General features: G+C 54.4%; 14 protein-coding genes and 3 rRNA genes. 6 read left to right on the top strand and 11 right to left on the bottom strand.

Translation table 11 applies throughout. The features are described from left to right. Positions 1 to 59: 59 nt before the first annotated feature. From HALO_RS09565 to HALO_RS09545, 5 genes are read right to left on the bottom strand one after another with little or no spacing between them, the layout of a single operon-like run. Positions 60 to 1,712: a fatty acid--CoA ligase gene (locus HALO_RS09565; protein ID WP_050713368.1), complete on the bottom strand. Its 1,653-nt coding sequence runs from the start codon at positions 1,710 to 1,712 to the stop codon at positions 60 to 62. A gap of 55 nt (positions 1,713 to 1,767) precedes the next feature. Continuing rightward, positions 1,768 to 2,955: a beta-ketothiolase BktB gene (gene bktB, locus HALO_RS09560; RefSeq protein ID WP_035580332.1), complete on the bottom strand. Its 1,188-nt coding sequence runs from the start codon at positions 2,953 to 2,955 to the stop codon at positions 1,768 to 1,770. Between the two features lie 46 nt (positions 2,956 to 3,001). Then, the gene (locus tag HALO_RS09555; protein ID WP_035580334.1) at positions 3,002 to 4,144 is read right to left on the bottom strand and encodes an acyl-CoA dehydrogenase family protein; all 1,143 of its coding nucleotides are present in this window, start codon (positions 4,142 to 4,144) and stop codon (positions 3,002 to 3,004) included. A 2-nt stretch (positions 4,145 to 4,146) separates the two neighbouring features. Next, complete coding sequence (locus HALO_RS09550; protein ID WP_035580337.1) at positions 4,147 to 5,700, bottom strand: fatty acyl-CoA synthetase; 1,554 nt, start codon at positions 5,698 to 5,700, stop codon at positions 4,147 to 4,149. Positions 5,701 to 5,739: 39 nt separating this feature from the next. After that, positions 5,740 to 6,993: an ABC transporter substrate-binding protein gene (locus HALO_RS09545; protein WP_050713367.1), complete on the bottom strand. Its 1,254-nt coding sequence runs from the start codon at positions 6,991 to 6,993 to the stop codon at positions 5,740 to 5,742. Between the two features lie 237 nt (positions 6,994 to 7,230). Here HALO_RS09545 and HALO_RS09540 point away from each other — a divergent pair, with 237 nt between their 5' ends. Next, positions 7,231 to 8,082 (top strand): TatD family hydrolase, encoded by an 852-nt coding sequence (locus HALO_RS09540; protein ID WP_035580345.1) that lies wholly within the window; start codon positions 7,231 to 7,233, stop codon positions 8,080 to 8,082. Between the two features lie 13 nt (positions 8,083 to 8,095). After that, positions 8,096 to 8,575 (top strand): hypothetical protein, encoded by a 480-nt coding sequence (locus HALO_RS09535; RefSeq protein WP_022522953.1) that lies wholly within the window; start codon positions 8,096 to 8,098, stop codon positions 8,573 to 8,575. 20 nt (positions 8,576 to 8,595) lie between these two features. On the opposite strand, the gene HALO_RS09530 is transcribed toward HALO_RS09535, so the two are convergent. Beyond that, positions 8,596 to 9,189 carry an elongation factor P hydroxylase gene (locus HALO_RS09530; protein ID WP_442905673.1) on the bottom strand — a complete coding sequence of 198 codons (594 nt, stop codon included), beginning with the start codon at positions 9,187 to 9,189 and terminating at the stop codon, positions 8,596 to 8,598. Positions 9,190 to 9,327: 138 nt separating this feature from the next. Here HALO_RS09530 and HALO_RS09525 point away from each other — a divergent pair, with 138 nt between their 5' ends. The 3 genes from HALO_RS09525 (at position 9,328) to HALO_RS09515 (ending at position 12,559) form a co-directional block, all read left to right on the top strand. After that, complete coding sequence (locus HALO_RS09525) at positions 9,328 to 10,743, top strand: MATE family efflux transporter (RefSeq protein ID WP_035580352.1); 1,416 nt, start codon at positions 9,328 to 9,330, stop codon at positions 10,741 to 10,743. A gap of 2 nt (positions 10,744 to 10,745) precedes the next feature. Next, a complete protein-coding gene (locus tag HALO_RS09520; RefSeq protein WP_050713366.1) occupies positions 10,746 to 11,735 on the top strand; it encodes a DUF3080 family protein in 990 nt (329 codons plus the stop codon). A 128-nt stretch (positions 11,736 to 11,863) separates the two neighbouring features. Further along, positions 11,864 to 12,559: a hypothetical protein gene (locus tag HALO_RS09515; RefSeq protein WP_050713365.1), complete on the top strand. Its 696-nt coding sequence runs from the start codon at positions 11,864 to 11,866 to the stop codon at positions 12,557 to 12,559. A gap of 155 nt (positions 12,560 to 12,714) precedes the next feature. Here the strand turns inward: HALO_RS09515 and tusA are convergent, their stop codons facing one another. Further along, positions 12,715 to 12,969, bottom strand: coding sequence for a sulfurtransferase TusA (gene tusA, locus HALO_RS09510; protein WP_035580361.1), 255 nt, complete (start codon positions 12,967 to 12,969; stop codon positions 12,715 to 12,717). A 29-nt stretch (positions 12,970 to 12,998) separates the two neighbouring features. Between tusA and HALO_RS09505 the strand changes: the two genes are divergently transcribed. Next, the gene (locus HALO_RS09505; protein ID WP_007113141.1) at positions 12,999 to 13,286 is read left to right on the top strand and encodes an antibiotic biosynthesis monooxygenase family protein; all 288 of its coding nucleotides are present in this window, start codon (positions 12,999 to 13,001) and stop codon (positions 13,284 to 13,286) included. Positions 13,287 to 13,305: 19 nt separating this feature from the next. On the opposite strand, the gene rlmM is transcribed toward HALO_RS09505, so the two are convergent. The 4 genes from rlmM to HALO_RS09485 form a co-directional block, all read right to left on the bottom strand. Beyond that, positions 13,306 to 14,373, bottom strand: a complete 1,068-nt coding sequence (rlmM, locus tag HALO_RS09500; protein WP_050713364.1) for a 23S rRNA (cytidine(2498)-2'-O)-methyltransferase RlmM — start codon at positions 14,371 to 14,373, stop codon at positions 13,306 to 13,308. Positions 14,374 to 14,708: 335 nt separating this feature from the next. Next, positions 14,709 to 14,824, bottom strand: a 5S ribosomal RNA gene (rrf, locus tag HALO_RS09495). 134 nt (positions 14,825 to 14,958) lie between these two features. Beyond that, positions 14,959 to 17,849, bottom strand: a 23S ribosomal RNA gene (locus HALO_RS09490). A gap of 246 nt (positions 17,850 to 18,095) precedes the next feature. Then, positions 18,096 to 19,628 (bottom strand): 16S ribosomal RNA (locus tag HALO_RS09485). The 16S, 23S and 5S rRNA genes sit together here, the layout of an rRNA operon. Positions 19,629 to 20,202 lie beyond the last annotated feature (574 nt).

Genomic DNA, 20,202 nt, shown 5'->3' with positions numbered 1-20,202 from the left:
AACCTGCCCTCGTACCCTGTGAATGAGCACTTGTAAGAGTAGTAACTCACTAAGAATATCTAAATTTCGGTACGAATACGTTTTTTATCCAGCTTGCCCACGCTGGTTTTGGGTATCTCATCGACGAAGCGAATCATACTGGGAATCGCCCAGCGGTTGAGTTTGCCTTGGGCGACAAACTGCTCTAGAAACGCCTGCACGGTTTCCGTCGTCGGTGGGTTGTTTAGATCAACAGGAACGGCTAGCGCGGCCGGTCGCYCCCCCCACTTATCGTCCGCCACCCCAATCACTGCCACTTCGGCAATGCCTGGGCACTGGCTGATATAACTCTCCAGCTCCAACGATGAGAGCCACTCGCCGCCGGTTTTAATCACATCTTTAATGCGGTCGCTAATGGTCAAAAAGCCCCGCTCATCGAGTGAGCCGACATCCCCGGTATGCAGCCAGCCGTTACGCCACAGCTCCGCACTGCGTTTCTCCTCTTTGTAGTAAGCCTGGGTCAGCCAGGGCGCTTGAACTCGCACTTCCCCAACGCTTTTACCATCGTTGGGGAGCGGCTCGCCGTCCGCGTCAACCACCTGCAACTTGACCAGCGGAATTGGCAGGCCCGCTTTACAGCGCCAGGGTAGCTGGGTCTCAAAATCAGCGTCACCAATATCCCGCGGTAGAATATCGGCGGTGAGCAGCGGGCAGGTTTCCGACATACCGTAAGCACTGCGGGTATCAATCCCCAGTGCCCATGCTTTGCTTGCCAGCGCTTGGGTTAACGCACTACCGCCCACCAACACTTTCCAGCCTGAGAGATCGACCTGTTTTGACGCAATCGCTTCGGCGCTAACCACCATGTTGAGCAACGTTGGCACACAATGGGAGAAATCAACTTTCTCGCTGACCAATAGCTTGACCAGCATTTCCGGCTCGTAGCGGCCTGGGTAAACCTGGGTAGCCCCCATCAGCGTGGCGGTATACGGCACCCCCCAGGCATGAACGTGAAACATGGGGGTAATCGGCATATACACTTTGTCGCGGTTGAGCAGCTCAAAACCGGGGGCCTGAAAAGCACTGGCCTCGTTCAAGGTATGCAGCACCAACTGGCGATGGGTGAAGAAAACCCCTTTGGGGTTACCCGTAGTGCCGGTGGTATAGAACAGCGTGGCAACGGCGTTTTCATCAAAGGTTGGGAAATCGTAATGGGTGGGCTGCTGGCTTAACAGTGCCTCAAACTCGCCTACCAGTGGCAGAGTGGTATCGACTGCTTGCGGAGCCTCCTGGCACAGCAGATAGCCACGCACCTGGGGGAGCTTATCGGCCAGCGGCTCAAGCAGCGGCACAAACTCTTCGTGCACGAACACAAATGCGTCTTCGGCGTGCTCCATGGTGTAGAGAATTTGTTCCGGGGCTAGGCGCACGTTCACCGTATGGAGTACCGCGCCGATCATCGGAATGGCAAAAAAGCACTCCAGGTAGCGGTGGCTATCCCAATCCAACACCGCCACCACATCGCCTGCTTGTACGCCCTGAGACGTCAGCGTATGGGCCAGTTGGTGCACCCGCTCACGAAAACGCTCATAGCTGTGGCGGCTCTGATCCCGGTAGACAATCTGATTGTCGCCCGCCATGCGCACGCCCGCCTCCAGCAGGTCGCCAATCATCAAGGCAGGGTTTGTCGCAGAGGCCGCGGCGGGTAAAATTTTCGGGGTAACTGAAGGCATAAAAACTCCTATAACTTTTTTCTTATAACACTGTTCTTGTAGCAATCGATTCGGATCAGCCGCGCTCGATAAGAAGGGCGATGCCCTGCCCTCCACCAATACATAGCGTTATCAATCCGTAGCGGCCATTAATGCGCTCCAACTCGTGTAGCGCTTTGAGAATCAGAATAGCCCCGGTGGCCCCCACCGGATGCCCCAAGGCAACCGCGCCGCCGTTGGGATTTAGCTTCGCTAACGGGAACCCGAGCGTTTCCGCCACCGCCATCGCTTGGGCAGCAAAGGCCTCATTGGATTCAATCACATCGATATCGTTGATACTAAGCCCCGCCTGCTGCAGGCAACGTTTCACTGCAGGAATCGGCCCAAGGCCCATTAGCGTTGGCTCAACGCCTGCGCTGGTGGCAACACGAAGATGCGCCCTGGGCGTTAAGCCACGCTGTGCGGCTTCATCGGCATGGGCCAGCACTAACGTGGCGGCCCCATCGTTGATACCCGAGGCATTGCCTGCGGTCACCATGCCATTTTTTTGGAAGGCTGGCTTGAGCCGCGCCAAATCGCTAAGTTGGACGCCATCGCGCACGTGTTCATCGCGGGAGAAAAGTACCGTTTGCTTACCGCGACTGACCTCCACTGCTACGATTTGATCGTCAAAGCGGCCTTCCGCGATGGCACGCGCCGCTTTTTGATGGCTCTCAAGGGCAAACTGATCCAACTGCTCACGGCTTAGGCCATACTGTTTAGCGATGTTCTCGGCGGTGCAGCCCATATGGCCGCTGCCAAAGGGGTCGCTCAAAATGCCTAGGGTTAAATCCTCAACATTCACATCCCCCATACGCACGCCGTTGCGCACTTGAGGAGGCAGCAGATAAGCCCCGCGCGACATTGACTCAGCGCCACCTGCCAGCGCTAAGCGGCTGTCGCCCATAGCAATCTGCTGGGCGGCTGAGACCACCGCCTGTACACCTGAACCACACAGCCGATTGACGTTGAAGGCCCCCGCCTCTTTCGGCACACCTGCTTCGAGCGCAATATGGCGCGCCAGATAGGCATCCTGGGGCCCGGTGGTAATAATGTGGCCGTATACCGAGTGGTCGATATCGCCACCCTCAACGCCTGCCCGCCGCAACGCCTCTTTGGCGGTGATCGCCCCCAGCTCAAACGGCGCCATTGTTGACAGCGAACCGCCAAAACCACCGATCGCGGTACGCGCACCGCCTAAAATTACTACATCATCCAACCGCATGGTGCTCTCCTGTATTCAAGCGCTTCGCTATATCCAGGGCGCTTCGCTAGGCCACTTTGCCCAACAGCGAACGCGCGACGACTTCTTTCATGATCTCCGAGCTACCGGCGTAGATGGTCTGCACCCGAGCATCTAGATAGAAGCGTGAAATGGGGTAGTCGTGGGTGTAGCCATAACCGCCAAACAACTGCAGGCAACGATCCACCGCTTGGCACTGCATCTCGCTTAGCTGCAGTTTTAAAATCGCCGCATCCGTGCTGCTCATGGTGCCTTGGCGGTACTTTTCGACGCAGTGCTCAAAGTAGGCCCGAGCGACGTCCAACTGGGCTTTGATCTCGGCTAAGGTAAAGCGGGTATTTTGAAAATCCGCGACCCGCTGACCAAATGCTTGGCGCTGCTGCACGTACTCCAAGGTCAACGCCAGCGCGCCCTCTACGGCACCTAACGCCTGCGCTCCTACGCCCAGGCGTTCACGGGGTAGCTCCTGCATTAAGTAGCGAAACCCAGCACCCTCTTCACCCAGCAGCGCATCATGGGGTAGCTGCATCTGATCAAAGGCAAGCTCGGCGGTGTCGCTGGCGTGCTGACCGATCTTTTTAATCGGCTTACCCCGCGAGAAGCCAGATAAGTGGGTATCGACCAAAAACAGCGAGACCCCTTTGGCATCGGCGGCGGGATCCGTTTTGGCACACACAATGACTAAGTCGGCAAACTGGCCGTTGGTGATAAAGATTTTGCTGCCGTTTAACTCCCAGCCCTCGGCAGTGCGCTTTGCGCGGGTCCTCATTGACGCAAGATCACTCCCCGCATGGGGTTCGGTCATCGCGATGGCGCCAAGATATTCACCACGAGCCATGGCAGGCAGCCACTGCTCCCGCTGAGCAGCTGTTCCCAAATTTTGTAGGTAGGGCATCACGATATTGGCGTGAATATTATAAGCGCTGGCCAGGCCACCAAACCCTTGGCGGGACAACTCTTCCAGCGCCAGCTGGGTGATGGCAATATCAGCGCCCGATCCGCCATGCTGTTCGTCCAGGTCAATACCGAGCAGGCCCGCAGCGCCCAGCGCATGCCACAGTGAGCGGGGTATTTCGCCTAAGGCCTCCCACTCATCATAGTAAGGGGCGACCTCCTGACGGAGGCAGCGTTTGATCATGGCGTGAAACAGTTCGGTCGTTTGCGCGTCCATGCTTACCCCTTAAGGTCTTGACGTAGATGGCGTTTAAGGATTTTGCCTGCGGTACTTTTGGGCAGCGCATCGGCAAAGAGGATGTATTTAGGCACTTTATAAGGCGCCATCAGCGTTTTTGCGTGATGGATCAGCTCCTCCTCGCTTGCCTCTTGGCCCTCTTTCAATACTACTACCGCCGTGATGGCTTCGATCCACTTCTCGTCGGGCTGACCGATCACCGCCACTTCGGATACCGCCGGGTGCTTAAACAGCCCCTCCTCTACCTCACGGCTAGCCACCAGTATGCCCCCGGTATTAATCACGTCTTTAATGCGATCGACGACATACAAGTAACCCGCTTCATCGAAGTAGCCCACGTCCCCCGAATGGAACCAGCCGCCTTGAAACGCCTCTTCGGTCATCGCCGCTTTATCCCAGTAGCCCTTCATAAGCTGGGGTGAGCGGTGGACGATTTCTCCATGTTCGCCAGGAGGGACATCGTTCATCTCAAGGTCAACAATGCGGGTTTCCACCGTCAAAATGGGCCGCCCGGCTGAAGCGGGCCGTTCGGCGTGCTCTTCAGGGCGCAGAACGGTCGCCAAGGGGGCGATTTCGCTCTGCCCATAGCAGTTATAGAGCCCTACGCCCGGTATCCGCTGCTGCATCTCTTCCAGTACCGGCACCGGCATAATCGAGGCACCGTAATAGGCTTTGTTGAGGGTGCTTAGGTCAAAGCGATCAAATTCAGCATGACGCAGTAAGCTGATCCAAACCGTGGGCGGGGCAAAAAATGATGCGATCTGATGCTCAGTGATGGCGCTTAAGCACAGCTCGGGAAGCGGCGCCTCTAGCAAATAGACGGGCGCACCGAGTAACAGTGCAGGCATGAGAAAGACGTGCATTTGCGCCGAGTGGTATAGCGGCAGCGCGGCGAGCATGGCATCGCTACCTTTGATATCCAGCTCGACCATGCAGGCCATATATTCGGCCATCAGTGCCTGATGGGTCATCATCGCGGCCTTCGGCGCGGCGGTGGTGCCCGAGGTATAGAGCAATTGAGCAAGGCTAGCACCGTCGACCGTCACATTTGGCTCTTCGCTATTGAACTCAGAAAGCGCATGAGCGAGGACATCAAAGCCTTCTGCACCCCGCTCCTGAGCCGCATGCAGGGTGCCCATCAGGGCTAGATCCAAGCCTTCGGTCGCGGCACTCACTTTGTCGGCGAGGCTGAGGTCACTTAGCAAGCCCCCTGCCCCCGACTGGTCAAGAATGTAGCGCAACTCATCGCTACTTAATGCGAAATTGATTGGCACATGCACCAAACCCGCTTTCGTAGCGGCCAACCAGGCGATGACGTAGGCGTCGGAGTTTTTGCCATACACCGCTAGTCGATCTCCTGGGGTAAGCCCTGCTGCCAGCAGGCCGTTGGCAACGCGGTTAGATGCTTGGTTGAGTGCTGAGTAGCGCCATTGACGTTCGCCAAATACCAGCGCCAGCTGATGTGAATATTTTCGAGCGCTGCGGTTTAGAGCAGCCCCGATGGTATTTTGCTGAATAACAGACGTTTCAGACATGCCAAATCCTCTGAGTTTTTGTAGTAAATTGGCAGCGACTTAACTGTTAACCAACGGACAGACACTTTCTGATAGCGGACGGAAGGCCTCTTCTGCCGGAATGGTACGGATGATGTGAAAGAGGTCATCTTCGTCTTGGGACTGTTCGGGGGTTTTAACTTCCACTAAATACATATCGTGAACCATTCGACCATCCTCACGAATGTAGCCACCGGTAGCGAAGATATCGTTAATGGGGGTATCGGCCATTTGCTGACGAACGGTTTGCGTATCATCAGTTCCAGTGGCTTCAATCGCCTCAAGGTAGTGGCGCGTGCTGGAGTAAAGACCCGCATGTACCATGGTGGGCATGCTGCCGGTACGCTCACGGAAGCGCTCCGCCCAGGCGCGGGTTTCGTCGTTCAAGTCGTAGTACCACGCTTTGGTGAACTGTAGGCCTTGGGCGTTTTCCAGCCCGATGCTGCGCACATCGGTACTAAACAGCACCATCCCCGCCAAAATCTGACCCGCTTGGGTAATACCGAACTCACCTGCTGTTTGCACCGCGTTAATCGTATCGCCGCCAGCGTTATTCAGCGCAATAACATCAGCACCGGACGCCTGGGCCTGAAGCATAAACGAGGAGAAATCACTGCTGGGGAAAGGGKGGCGGGCGCTACCCACGATGGKGCCGCCATTTTCAGTCACGACGCGAGTGACATCCGCTTCCAGTGCGTGGCCAAAGGAGTAGTCGGCACTCAGCAGGTACCAGTTTTTATGCCCCTCATCGGTAATCGCCTTTGCAGTACCGTTGGACATTGCCCAGGTATCGTAAACCCAGTGAATATGGTTGGGTGAGCAGTGCTCATTGGTAATGCCTGACGAAACAGCACCATTAACCAGCCCGAGTTTATCCGCCTCTTCCAATAGGCTCACTGCGGCCAAGGTGACAGAAGATGCCACCAGCCCGGTGACCATATCGACGTTCCGCTCATCGATCCACTCACGAACGACGCTTGAGCCTACATCCGGGCTATTACGATCATCTGCGCTAAACACCACAATATTGGCCCCATTGACGCTGCCGCCCACATCTTCAATCGCCATGTTGATGGCATCTTCACCCAAGGGACCAATGGGGTCGCGATAAACGCCGGACATATCGGCTAAATAGCCAATGCGTATTTCGTTATCAGAAATATTCTCAGCGGCAACGGCAATAGGTGCATAGCTGGCCATCAGAACGGCAGCAGCGAGAGTTGAAGTAGCAAAGCGGTAAGATGAACGATGAGATGAACGATAAGATAGTTGCATTGTTATGTGGCTCTCTTTTGTTGTTATTAAGGGTTGTCATTGAATCAATCGCAGTGACGTAACACGCAATAGCTTGGGTTCATCTTAGGCGGTAATAAGCCATGGCTGTTTACCTATCAAGCCAGATTTTTTGCAATTCGTGCCATATCTACACCCTTGCCAGTTTCAACACACCATTAGTCGATGCTTGCGCATACCGTTACAATGGTACTTTTGCCTATTGAACGGGAGACACCTTTGGCCACCGCTTATGCCGATGACTTTTTACCCGAAGCACTCCAGTTTCGTCCTGACACACCCTTGGTGGATATTGGCGCAAACCTGACTCATGAAAGCTTTGGTCGCGATCTTGAGGCGGTTATCCAGCGCGCCCAGGCGGCGCAGGTAACGACCATGATCGTCACCGGCACCGACCTTGCCCACGCCGAGCAAGCGGTTGCGCTGGCCAAGCAGTATCCTGGCCTCTACGCCACAGCAGGCGTTCACCCCCATGACGCTAGCCAGTGGGACAAACCCCTTGAGCGCGCCATGGGGGCTCTGCATGCCATGCCAGAAGTCGTCGCGGTGGGTGAGTGCGGGCTGGATTTCAATCGCAATTTCTCAACGCCCCAGCAACAGGAGCGTGCCTTTGAAGCACAGTTGGCGCTTGCGGTGGAAAGCGGTTTGCCGCTGTTTTTACACGAGCGAGATGCGGGCCAGCGGATGCGTGAAATACTGCATGCGTGGCGAGATGATATCAGTCACGCAGTGGTGCACTGTTTTACCGCCGATCGCGATACGCTGTTTGGCTATCTCGACCTAGACTTGCATATAGGCCTAACCGGTTGGATTTGCGACGAGCGACGCGGACATCATCTACGCTCATTAGTAGGTGATATTCCATTAACGCGTTTGATGGTAGAAACCGACTGCCCGTACTTGCTGCCCCGCAACCTCCCGGCGAAGCTAAAGGGTCGTCGACACGAACCGGCGTTGCTGCCGTGGATTGTCCGCGAGATTGCCCAGTGGCACGGTATTAGCGAAGCTGAGTTAGGGGCGGCAACCACACAGACCGCCCAGCGTTTTTTCCGTCTACCCACGGAATCTTAACAGGAGTATTAGCGTGGCCGATTATCCAGGATTTATAGCCATTGAAACGGGCGAAGACGATGGCCTCCCGCTAGCCATTGCCTGGTCACTGCCCGATGGCCGAGTAAAGCAAACATTGATTCAGCCAGACGATAGCTGGATCAAAGAAGATACCAATGCCATGGGCGCCTACAGCATGGAAGAGCTGGAGAGCCTGGGGGTTAGCCCGCTAGAGGTCATCCGCGAGCTGGAGAACGATCACTTCTCCGCTACCCTGTATACCAGCGACAACGGCGACGACGAAGCGGCGCTGGCGCGGCTGTTTGACACCTATGGGTTAGACCCTTTCGTGGAGTTAGCCCCAGCCTCGGTGCTTTACCCTTCCCTCACCCCAGGCGAATGGCACCGCCAGCGGCGTGAAACGTTCAGCGAGCTAGGATTAGAGCCGATGCGCCCTGAACATGAGTTGGAAGTGATGCTATCGATGCATCAACGCTTAACAGAAGAGGACTAGGCACAGCGCTAAGCAAACGACTATGCAGTGACCGCAGAGTCCGTGTTATCCATTTTATCCATCGTGGCATGCGCCTGGGCCACCGCCTCTGCAAGCGTCTCCTGGTGACAGTAGAAGCGCTCAAGCGCCATCAGGAAGGCGTTGGCCCGGGCTGGCAAGCCATCTTCCCAGTAGCGCTGGGCGCGGGCCTCTACTCGCGCCGCAAAGGCCTCAACATCTACCTCTATATCGCCGCCTAAATTATCTACGCTGACATGAAAATCGCGACCGCAGGCACGGGTGAAGATAGACTCTAACGCCTGTGGCGCAATCTCAGCCTGCTCAAACGCTTTTTGCTGTTCAGCATCCCGCCCATCAGGGCAATACCAGTAGCCGTAATCTTCGAGCTGACGCCGCTCTGCCCCTGCAATGCACCAATGGCTGATTTCGTGCAGCGCACTGGCATAGTAGCCACGAGCGAAAATTACCTGGTGATAGGGAGTTTCGCCGTTGGCGGGACGATAGAGTGGCTCATCGCCGCCGCGAATCAATCGAGTTTGATAACGCTCAGCAAAAACCCCATCAAAAAGCGCGGTAATATCGGCAAGCGTCCATCGATCCTGCGTGTCACTCACATTGACCTCATTTGTCATCGATTTTGGCGCATTATACCTGCCCTGTTGACGCAAGCTAACGTCTAGCCACCATAAGCGTGACGCACCTGCTAATATAACGACTTTTCGTGAATAATTTTCCCCATCAGGAGCCAACAAGTGGGCGGCTTTACTCAACAACTGAAATCGATCTACTGGCCAGAAACACGCTCTTTGATGTTCTTAGCGCTGCCTATTTGCGGCGCTCAGCTGGCTCAGGCCGGAATGAGTGTCGTCGATGTAATGATGACAGGCCGACATGATGCAACGTCACTCGCCGCCGTATCGGTAGGCTCTAGCCTATGGATGCCGTTGATGCTGTTTATAACCGGCACGCTGATGGGCCTTACGCCCATCGTTGCGCATTTACTGGGCGGCCAGCGCCACGCTGCTATTCGCCCGGCAGTTCATCAGGCGCTTTGGATTGCGCTACTGTTAGGTGCCGTAGCAGCAGTGCTGCTCTGGTCTGCCGTTATGCCCATATTCAAGGCAATGGACGTGCCTCCTGCGGTCGCGGATCAGTCTGCTGCCTACCTTTCTGCCGTCGCCTTTGGTATGCCGGGCATTGCCCTCTTTCAAGCGCTTAGGGCTTTTTCCGATGGTATGAACCATACCCGGCCAGCCCTTTGGATTAGCTTGGTCGGCTTAGCGGTCAATATTCCTGCTAACTACCTATTGATCTACGGCGGCGAGGGGTTAGTGAATCTCTTCGGCACCTGGATCCCTAGTAGCCTGCAACAACTGCCTGCCTTGGGGGCATTTGGCTGTGGTATTGCGACGGCCCTCTCAATGTGGACGATGGCACTCGCGATGGCCTACTACACGCGCCGAGGACGTACCTATAAAAGCGTCGCTATATGGCAGCAGCTAACGCCTCCCCAATGGGTCGGCATTCGCGAGCTCATAGTGGTGGGTGTTCCCATTGGCGTGGCTATTTTTGTCGAAGTTACCCTGTTTACCTTTATTGCGCTGTTTATTGCCAGTTTTGGCGAAGTCACCGTGGGCGCTCACCAAATAGCGCTTAGCTTCACCACCATTTTGTTTATGCTGCCTATGTCGTTGAGCATGGCGCTGACCGTCAGGGTGGGTAATACACTTGGACAGCAGCGTCTGACGCTAGCCCGCCAAGTTTCCTGGAACGGTATTGTGGTCAGTGTTTGTGTCGCCGTATTTAACAGCATCCTGCTATGGGTAACCGCTGTGCCGGTCATTTCGCTTTACACTTCGAATGCCGAGATTCAAGCGCTAGCGCTGTCGATCATTGCCCTAGCGGTTATTTTTCAACTTTCTGACTCGCTGCAGGTCAATTTAGCGGGCGCATTGCGTGGCTATAAAGATACCCGCATTGTCATGGTAATTACGGTGCTCTCTTACTGGATTGTAGGCTTGGGTGGTGGACACTGGCTGGGCTCTCTTGGAGTGGGTGACCTAGCCCCACTCGGCGTTCATGGCTACTGGATTGGCTTGATTGCTGGCTTAAGCACTGCGGCACTGCTACTTGGCTGGCGTTTACAGCGCATTAGTATTCGGGGGTAGGCATGGCTCGATGGAGAATTTTTTCTCTAGCAATAGCGCTAAGCGCCCTGCTGGTTGGCTGTGGCGACAACCCCGCTGAGCAGCAGTGGCAGGCCTACCACCAACAACTCGCCGATGACCTCGCACAGCCAGGCATTGAACGAGCTGACCCAGTTAATATTGGTGACTTCCCTGAGCGCTCAGAGCGGCTTATTGACATTCCCGAAACGCGAGATAGCCTGCTGAATGTTTACGCACTGCGCGAATGTCAAATCACTTCGCTAGTCGCCGCACGTAACAACCAACTGGGGCGTGTCGCGCCGCCCAGCCAACAGTGGTTATATGAGCGCACGCTATGGCAGCGACTAAGCGCCTGCTTAAATAGCCAAGTCCCCGATCAGTTAAGCGATGAAGACCGAACCCGCCTAGAACAATTAACAGCGACTAAAACAGCCCAGCTGCCCGCGGTAAGTTGGAACGCTATTTTTGACTCCAGCGAGTGGGTTAAAAGCTTTGCACGGGCAAGCCAGCCTTTAAGCAATGTTGATGAAGTCGCTCTTACCAGCCAGCTTGACGCCATCGAATACTTGCAAAAAATGACTGACCACCAGTTTGATCTTGACTGGCAGCAAGACTCTGCAACGCTTGAGAACCATTTAAAAACCCTCCAAGAGCGGCCCCTAACCGCCGAAGTGCTGCGCACCCTGCTACTCGCCTCTCAACGCTTAACAGAAGCAAATGCATTGCTAACTCAGCACAGCGATGCCACACACTGTTTAAGGGGCTGGGAGACACCGTCGGTTGAGCCCTTAGCAAGTACAGCCAAGCAGTGGTTAACAGMGATCAATCGTTTAATTGACGCGCAACAGGTAGACAAACCACTGGCGATCCAACGCTATCAAACACGCTGGCTCTCGCTGAATAATGCCCAAGCGCCCTGGGGCCAGTTTCAGCGAGCACTCACCGAACATCAAACGCTACGAGCGCGCTTTGCACCTTGCTCAAACAATTAAAAATCGCAGAACCCTTAACCTTATGAGCAACATGTGCTATTGGTGAGTAATGAAGCTAGGTGAATAAAGACGCAAACTAAGCATCTGCTTCACCAATGTGATGACCACGCAGCACAAGGAGGGACACAATGGGCGCATCCCTGTCACCCCGCTCTGCCCAGGTCATCGACCTGGAAACTGTGCGCCAGCGTCAGCAGGCGCAAAAGTGCCTAGTCCGTTTAGCCCCTGAGCTAGATGGCCTAGAGATGGTGTACCAACTCGCTGCGAGTCCCGATACCTACTATGGCTTGCCTATTTTGGCCTGGGGGTTAAGGGAGGATGGTAGCGTCATCGGCTTGGTGCCGTGGATGGAAACCCTGGCAGCCTGCCATGATCTGAATAGCCAGGAGAACGGCTATTTTGTGGGTTATCGTGATCCTGAAACAGAGGAAATTTTTGATACACCACCAGATCACAAATACCACGAGCTAGTCGCTGCAGCTGAATACTTTGATTATGAGTCTTCTGGCGAAGTGACCCTCATCCAGCAAATCCCTGATACCTTGGGCACCCACGCACTGTGCATGAATCACCCCAACTCACCCTGGCATATGAAGCCCGTTTACGGCTGGCGCCTCTACAGCGACGGCAGCCTAGACGCGCTACTTGCAGATGAGAATAAAGCGGCGATGACGCCGATTTTKTTAGGGGATAAGTGCCTGTACAGTGCCCACGCCCGCCATCAAACGGTTTACTTTTTCCAGCGCCATATCGCCAATCGTATACTGGAAGAAGATCCAGCAACGCTTGATGCGCTAGCCATGATGGTAGTGGCTAGTGATTAACTGGGCAAAATTAGTGCTATGACTTAGCTCTGCGACCATCGGCGAGGCCAATATCAATTAGTTGATGTGGGCCTCGCTTGGGTTTTCGCGCTATTTTGAAGAGCTATTTCTAAGAGCTGTTTAGAAAGGCTATCCCAAAGGACTAACTCAAAGGGCTATGCCAAACGAATAAAGTAGAGGTAGTTATTCACAGAGGAGGTGTTCTGCTCAAGCAGTTCATGCCCTAAAAACTGACAAAACTTGGGCACATCTCGCGTGGTAGCCGGGTCGGTGGCAATCACTTTGAGCACTTGGCCTGATGTCATATCGCGCACTTTGTTATGCATCAGCATAATCGGCTCTGGGCAGTAGAGCCCCGTGGTGTCTAATACCGCGTCAAAGCTGGGTAACGTACCCGTATTATCAGCCATCAATATCCTCGATGTAGGAAACAGAAAGTATGATTAAAGTTATCATCGAACGGCGAATTATGCCCGGTCTTGAAGAAGAATTTGAACAAGCAGCGCGGGAGGCAATGCGCGTTTCTCTAGGCGTAAGGGGCTTCATCGGTGGTGAAACACTGGTAGAACTTGGTCATACCGATCGTCGACTGATGATTACCAAATGGCGTGACATCCGCGCTTGGAAGGAGTGGCACTCAAGCGAAGCGCGGGCAATGGCCATGCAGCGTATTTTACCGCTATTAACTGAAGATGAAACTATCCGGATTTACGAGCCTGGCTATTAAATAGCTTTTGCTTAATCTATCAATCTCTTAACCGCACATGCACCGTCACCTCTTCACGGTCATGATAGAGGTGACGGCACGAGATACTGGCATGCACCCCTGCTTTTTCCAGCGACTCTTCCAGTGCCGTTAGGCAGCGTGTGACCTCATCCCAACGCTTTTTCATGGGCAGTTTAAGGTTAAAGATCGCCTCTTTGCACCATTTACGAATTAGCCAGCGCTCCACCATGGCTAGCACTCTCACTGGTTTATCAACAATATCGCACACCAGCCAGTCCAAACGCTGTGGTGGCTCCCAGGTAAAGCCATCCTCTTTAAGATGATCTATCTGCCCAGTCTTCATCAACTGCGTGTCCATGGGGCCATTATCGATGGCGTACACATACATGCCCCGCTGAACCAGTTGCCATGTCCAGCCGCCCGGGGCAGCCCCCAAGTCAGCTGCCTGCATATGCGGTGCAAGGCGCGTCTCCCACTCTTCCCTAGGGATAAACTCGTGCCACGCCTCTTCCAATTTAAGCGTTGAGCGGCTGGGGGCACGAGAGGGAAAGCGCAATCGACGAATACCATTGATTAAATCGCTGCGATTGCCTGGGAAGCTCATCGCCAGCTGCACTTGATCACCATCAGTCCAGAAAATATGTAAGCGTCGTGCGCCCGCGCTGCGCCTTAACGCACCACGCTTTTTCAACATACTTTCCAGTGGCTTGKTAAGCGCCTTAATCAGCCCGGCCAGCGCTTTGCCATCGTTGGTATCCGGCGTTTCATGCCAAATCTCTTCAAAGCTCCAGCGGCTGGCTTTGACCTGTTCCAAGATCGCGGTAAGACGGTCGTCACGTGAAAGAGKGAGCGCAGGCAAGGCCGCTAAGCTCTGGCGCGCGAAAATCAGCTTTTTAAACGCTGCCTGACGGTGTAAATCATTCACCGCTTCGCCATCGACACGCGTTAAGCTTACCCACCCTTCCCCATGAGATGATTCACAGGGAATGCCCTGTAATGCTGCGTGATGCTGTAGCTCTGCCAGCGCATCACTCTCAAACCCAGGACGGCAGTAAACTAACCATGACGTAGGTACCGTTTCACTCACCTCTTCACCTCGATTCCGCCCATCACAAACGGTGAGGGCTGCCTAATTAATTGGGGCGCATCATAGCATTTATCTAGCTAAGGCGTGAGGCGTGAGGTGTGAGGTGTGAGGTGTGAGGTGTGAGGTGTGAGGTGTGAGGTGTGAGGTGTGAGGTGTGAGGTGTGAGGTGTGAGGTGTGAGGTGTGAGGTGTGAGGTGTGAGGTGTGAGGCGGAACAGGATATTGGGGAGACCCCCATTCMCCAACGTTTTCTACTCACGATTCACGACTTACCCTTCACCCAACACAAAAAAAATCCCCCAAGGCATCAGCCCTGGGGGATTTTTCGTAATAAGTGCCTGACGATGACCTACTCTCGCATGGGGAGACCCCACACTACCATCGGCGCTAAGCGGTTTCACTTCTGAGTTCGGCAAGGGATCAGGTGGTTCACGCGTGCTATGGTCGTCAGGCGTAACTGTTAATGTACATCATGCTGTTTGTGATCGTCTCATTGTGCCGCCTGCTCGTTTGAGTCAGGCCACACGCTGCGTATCCGGTGTTTTAATGTTGCGTCATCATTACGACCAGACCCCTTGGGTGTTATAGGGTCAAGCCTCACGGGCCATTAGTACACGTTAGCTCAACGCCTTGCAGCGCTTCCACACCGTGCCTATCAACCAGCTGGTCTCGCTGGGCCCTTCAGGAGGCTCTAGGCCTCAGGGATGTCTCATCTTGAAGGGGGCTTCCCGCTTAGATGCTTTCAGCGGTTATCCCGTCCGACCATAGCTACCCGGCAATGCCACTGGCGTGACAACCGGAACACCAGAGGGTCGTCCACTCCGGTCCTCTCGTACTAGGAGCAGCCCTTCTCAAACATCCAACGCCCACGGCAGATAGGGACCGAACTGTCTCACGACGTTCTAAACCCAGCTCGCGTACCACTTTAAATGGCGAACAGCCATACCCTTGGGACCGACTTCAGCCCCAGGATGTGATGAGCCGACATCGAGGTGCCAAACACCGCCGTCGATGTGAACTCTTGGGCGGTATCAGCCTGTTATCCCCGGAGTACCTTTTATCCGTTGAGCGATGGCCCTTCCATACAGMACCACCGGATCRCTAGRACCTGCTTTCGCACCTGMTCKACGTGTCTGTCTCGCAGTCAAGCRCCCTTATGCTCTTGCMCTCAATGCACGATGTCCGACCGTGCTGAGGGTACCTTCGTGCTCCTCCGTTACTCTTTAGGAGGAGACCGCCCCAGTCAAACTACCCACCACACACTGTCCTCGATCCGGATAACGGACCTGAGTGAGAACGCCAATGATGCCAGGCTGGTATTTCAAGGTTGGCTCCACCCGAACTGGCGTCCGAGTTTCAAAGCCTCCCAGCTATCCTACACAGGCAACATCAGCGTCCAGTGTGAAGCTATAGTAAAGGTTCACGGGGTCTTTCCGTCTAGCCGCGGGTACACCGCATCTTCACGGCGATTTCAATTTCACTGAGTCTCGGGTGGAGACAGCGTGGCCATCATTACGCCATTCGTGCAGGTCGGAACTTACCCGACAAGGAATTTCGCTACCTTAGGACCGTTATAGTTACGGCCGCCGTTTACCGGGGCTTCAATCAAGAGCTTCGCCTTGCGGCTAACACCATCATTTAACCTTCCGGCACCGGGCAGGCGTCACACCCTATACGTCCGCTTGCGCGTTAGCAGAGTGCTGTGTTTTTAATAAACAGTTGCAGCCACCTGGTATCTTCGACCGGTTCGGGCTAGGAGAGCAAGTCTCTTCACCCTACGCCGGCGTGCCTTCTCCCGAAGTTACGGCACCATTTTGCCTAGTTCCTTCACCCGAGTTCTCTCAAGCGCCTTGGGATTCTCACCCTGACCACCTGTGTCGGTTTGGGGTACGGTCGCACATGATCTGAAGCTTAGAGGCTTTTCCTGGAAGCGTGGCATCAGTGACTTCCTGACCGTGGTCAGTTCATCTCGTGTCTCGGCCTTGAAAGGGTCCGGATTTACCTAAACCCTCAGCCTACTCACTTTCACCAGGACAACCAACGCCTGGCTCACCTAGCCTTCTTCGTCCCCCCATCGCAACCATGTCCGGTACGGGAATATTGACCCGTTTCCCATCGACTACGCCTTTCGGCCTCGCCTTAGGGGCCGACTCACTCTGCTCCGATTAGCGTCGAACAGAAACCCTTGGTCTTCCGGCGAGGGAGTTTTTCACTCCCTTTATCGTTACTCATGTCAGCATTCGCACTCGTGATACCTCCAGCAGACTTCTCAATCCACCTTCATTGGCGTACACGACGCTCCTCTACCGCTCATCCTAAGGATGAACCCGTAGCTTCGGTACCTGGTTTAGCCCCGTTACATCTTCCGCGCAGGCCGACTCGACTAGTGAGCTATTACGCTTTCTTTAAAGGATGGCTGCTTCTAAGCCAACCTCCTAGCTGTCTGAGCCTTCCCACATCGTTTCCCACTTAACCAGGATTTCGGGACCTTAGCTGACGGTCTGGGTTGTTTCCCTTTTCACGACGGACGTTAGCACCCGCCGTGTGTCTCCCACGCGTTACTCACCGGTATTCGGAGTTTGCCTCGGGTTGGTAAGTCGGGATGACCCCCTAGCCGAAACAGTGCTCTACCCCCGGCGGTACTACGTGAGGCGCTMCCTAAATAGCTTTCGAGGAGAACCAGCTATCTCCGAGCTTGATTAGCCTTTCACTCCGATCCACAAGTCATCCAAATCTTTTTCAACAGATCCTGGTTCGGGCCTCCAATTGATGTTACTCAATCTTCACCCTGCTCATGGATAGATCGCTCGGTTTCGGGTCTATATCCAGCGACTGTGTCGCCCAGTTAAGACTCGGTTTCCCTACGGCTCCCCTATACGGTTAACCTCGCCACTGAATATAAGTCGCTGACCCATTATACAAAAGGTACGCAGTCACAGAACAAGTCTGCTCCTACTGCTTGTACGCACACGGTTTCAGGATCTATTTCACTCCCCTCTCCGGGGTTCTTTTCGCCTTTCCCTCACGGTACTGGTTCACTATCGGTCAGCCAGGAGTATTTAGCCTTGGAGGATGGTCCCCCCGTCTTCAGTCAAGGTTTCTCGTGCCCCGACCTACTCGATTTCACATGATCAGATTTTCGACTACGGGGCTATCACCCGCTACGGCCACGCTTCCCAACGTGTTCGCCTAATCAGTCACATGCTTAAGGGCTGGTCCCCGTTCGCTCGCCGCTACTAGGGGAATCTCGGTTGATTTCTTTTCCTCAGGGTACTTAGATGTTTCAGTTCCCCTGGTTCGCCTCGTACACCTATGTATTCAGTGCACGATACTCATCTTATGATGAGTGGGTTTCCCCATTCAGAAATGCCCGGGTCACAGGTTGTTGCCACCTCACCGAGCCTTATCGCAGGCTACCACGTCTTTCATCGCCTCTGGCTGCCTAGGCATCCACCGTGTGCGCTTCATTGCTTGACCCTATAACCCGAAGGAGTCTGGATGTCGCAATGATCACGTTTCATTTTGCCGGATACGCTTGAGACGTATCACAATTTAAGACCATACCTTGCGGTATGTTCTTGTCAGCATGATATACATTGTTAAAGAGCGACTGCTATACGCAGTGATAAGGCAACGCCGTAGGCGGCTGGCTTATCACTGCGCATCAACAGCTATCTGATCAGGTAATTCATTGTGGACGCTTACCGACTGTGACGCATCGTTTAAGGAGGKGATCCAGCCGCAGGTTCCCCTACGGCTACCTTGTTACGACTTCACCCCAGTCATGAACCACACCGTGGTGATCGCCCTCTTGCGTTAGGCTAACCACTTCTGGTGCAGTCCACTCCCATGGTGTGACGGGCGGTGTGTACAAGGCCCGGGAACGTATTCACCGTGACATTCTGATTCACGATTACTAGCGATTCCGACTTCACGGAGTCGAGTTGCAGACTCCGATCCGGACTGAGACCGGCTTTAAGGGATTCGCTGACTCTCGCGAGCTCGCAGCCCTTTGTACCGGCCATTGTAGCACGTGTGTAGCCCTACCCGTAAGGGCCATGATGACTTGACGTCGTCCCCACCTTCCTCCGGTTTGTCACCGGCAGTCTCCTTAGAGTTCCCACCATTACGTGCTGGCAAATAAGGACAAGGGTTGCGCTCGTTACGGGACTTAACCCAACATTTCACAACACGAGCTGACGACAGCCATGCAGCACCTGTCTTACAGTTCCCGAAGGCACACCAGAATCTCTTCCGGCTTCTGTAGATGTCAAGGGTAGGTAAGGTTCTTCGCGTTGCATCGAATTAAACCACATGCTCCACCGCTTGTGCGGGCCCCCGTCAATTCATTTGAGTTTTAACCTTGCGGCCGTACTCCCCAGGCGGKCGACTTATCGCGTTAACTTCGCCACAAAGTGCTCTAGGCACCCAACGGCTGGTCGACATCGTTTACGGCGTGGACTACCAGGGTATCTAATCCTGTTTGCTACCCACGCTTTCGCACCTCAGTGTCAGTGTCAGTCCAGAAGGCCGCCTTCGCCACTGGTRTTCCTCCCGATCTCTACGCATTTCACCGCTACACCGGGAATTCTACCTTCCTCTCCTGCACTCTAGCCTGACAGTTCCGGATGCCGTTCCCAGGTTGAGCCCGGGGCTTTCACAACCGGCTTATCAAGCCACCTACGCGCGCTTTACGCCCAGTAATTCCGATTAACGCTTGCACCCTCCGTATTACCGCGGCTGCTGGCACGGAGTTAGCCGGTGCTTCTTCTGCGAGTGATGTCTTTCCTACCGGGTATTAACCGATAGGCGTTCTTCCTCGCTGAAAGTGCTTTACAACCCGAGGGCCTTCTTCACACACGCGGCATGGCTGGATCAGGGKTGCCCCCATTGTCCAATATTCCCCACTGCTGCCTCCCGTAGKAGTTCGGKCCKTKTCTCAGTCCCGATGTGGMTKATCATCCTCTCAGACCAGCTACGGAYCGTTGCCTTGGTAAGCCATTACCTTACCAACTAGCTAATCCGACATAGGCTCATCCAATAGCGGGAGCCGGAGCCCCCTTTCTCCCGTAGGACGTATGCGGTATTAGCCTGGGTTTCCCCAGGTTATCCCCCACTATCGGGCAGATTCCTATGCATTACTCACCCGTCCGCCGCTCGTCAGCGGGTAGCAAGCTACCCCTGTTACCGCTCGACTTGCATGTGTTAGGCCTGCCGCCAGCGTTCAATCTGAGCCATGATCAAACTCTTCAGTTTAAGATCTATGCGGTTCTTACCCGCCACTCGAAAGTGACAGAAGCGAACCAAACTTGGCTCAAGGTTCAAACGAATTCATTCAAAACAGATCCCAAAGGACGAATCCTTTAAAACCTTATTGCTTGAGTCGCTTGCCTTGATATTTGGTGATTTGTCACCAACATCAGCAAGCGCCCACATGAATTACCTGATCAAATTGTTAAAGAGCTGTTTCGCTGTCGGGTTACTGTGAAAGTAACCGGGCTGCCGTTGAACTGGCTTGCCGCAGCGAGGAAGACGCATTCTACGCATTTCCTGGTGGTTGTCAAGGGCGTTGTTTTCGATGTGGTACTCATTACACCCAAAACCGCGAGCTATCGCAAAAGCGGTAACCATTTGACAAACCAAGGCTTTTACACCTTATGCACCGCTGGTAACGCTTGGCGTCCCCGGCAGCGGATGCGTACTTTAAGGCCTCACTATCAAGATAGCAAGTAAAAGACGTATTGCGTATAAAAAAGCGRCAAAAGGTKGCCCTTTTGCCGCAAACCACCGATCAGAACGCCTGACCAGAGAGTGCCTGTTGGCGTGCTTT

It is taken from the genome of Halomonas sp. R57-5 (assembly GCF_900070345.1).
GTDB lineage: Bacteria > Pseudomonadota > Gammaproteobacteria > Pseudomonadales > Halomonadaceae > Vreelandella > Vreelandella ventosae_B.
The sequence above is the reverse complement of the archived record's forward strand: the minus strand, read 5'-3'. Positions and strand labels throughout refer to the sequence as shown.

Coding starts and splice junctions, on each gene's coding strand:
- HALO_RS09550 (WP_035580337.1), bottom strand. CDS start 5,700: ATGTCTGAAACGTCTGTTATTCAGCAAAATACCATCGGGGCTGCTCTA.
- HALO_RS09505 (WP_007113141.1), top strand. CDS start 12,999: ATGATTAAAGTTATCATCGAACGGCGAATTATGCCCGGTCTTGAAGAA.
- tusA (WP_035580361.1), bottom strand. CDS start 12,969: ATGGCTGATAATACGGGTACGTTACCCAGCTTTGACGCGGTATTAGAC.
- bktB (WP_035580332.1), bottom strand. CDS start 2,955: ATGCGGTTGGATGATGTAGTAATTTTAGGCGGTGCGCGTACCGCGATC.
- HALO_RS09555 (WP_035580334.1), bottom strand. CDS start 4,144: ATGGACGCGCAAACGACCGAACTGTTTCACGCCATGATCAAACGCTGC.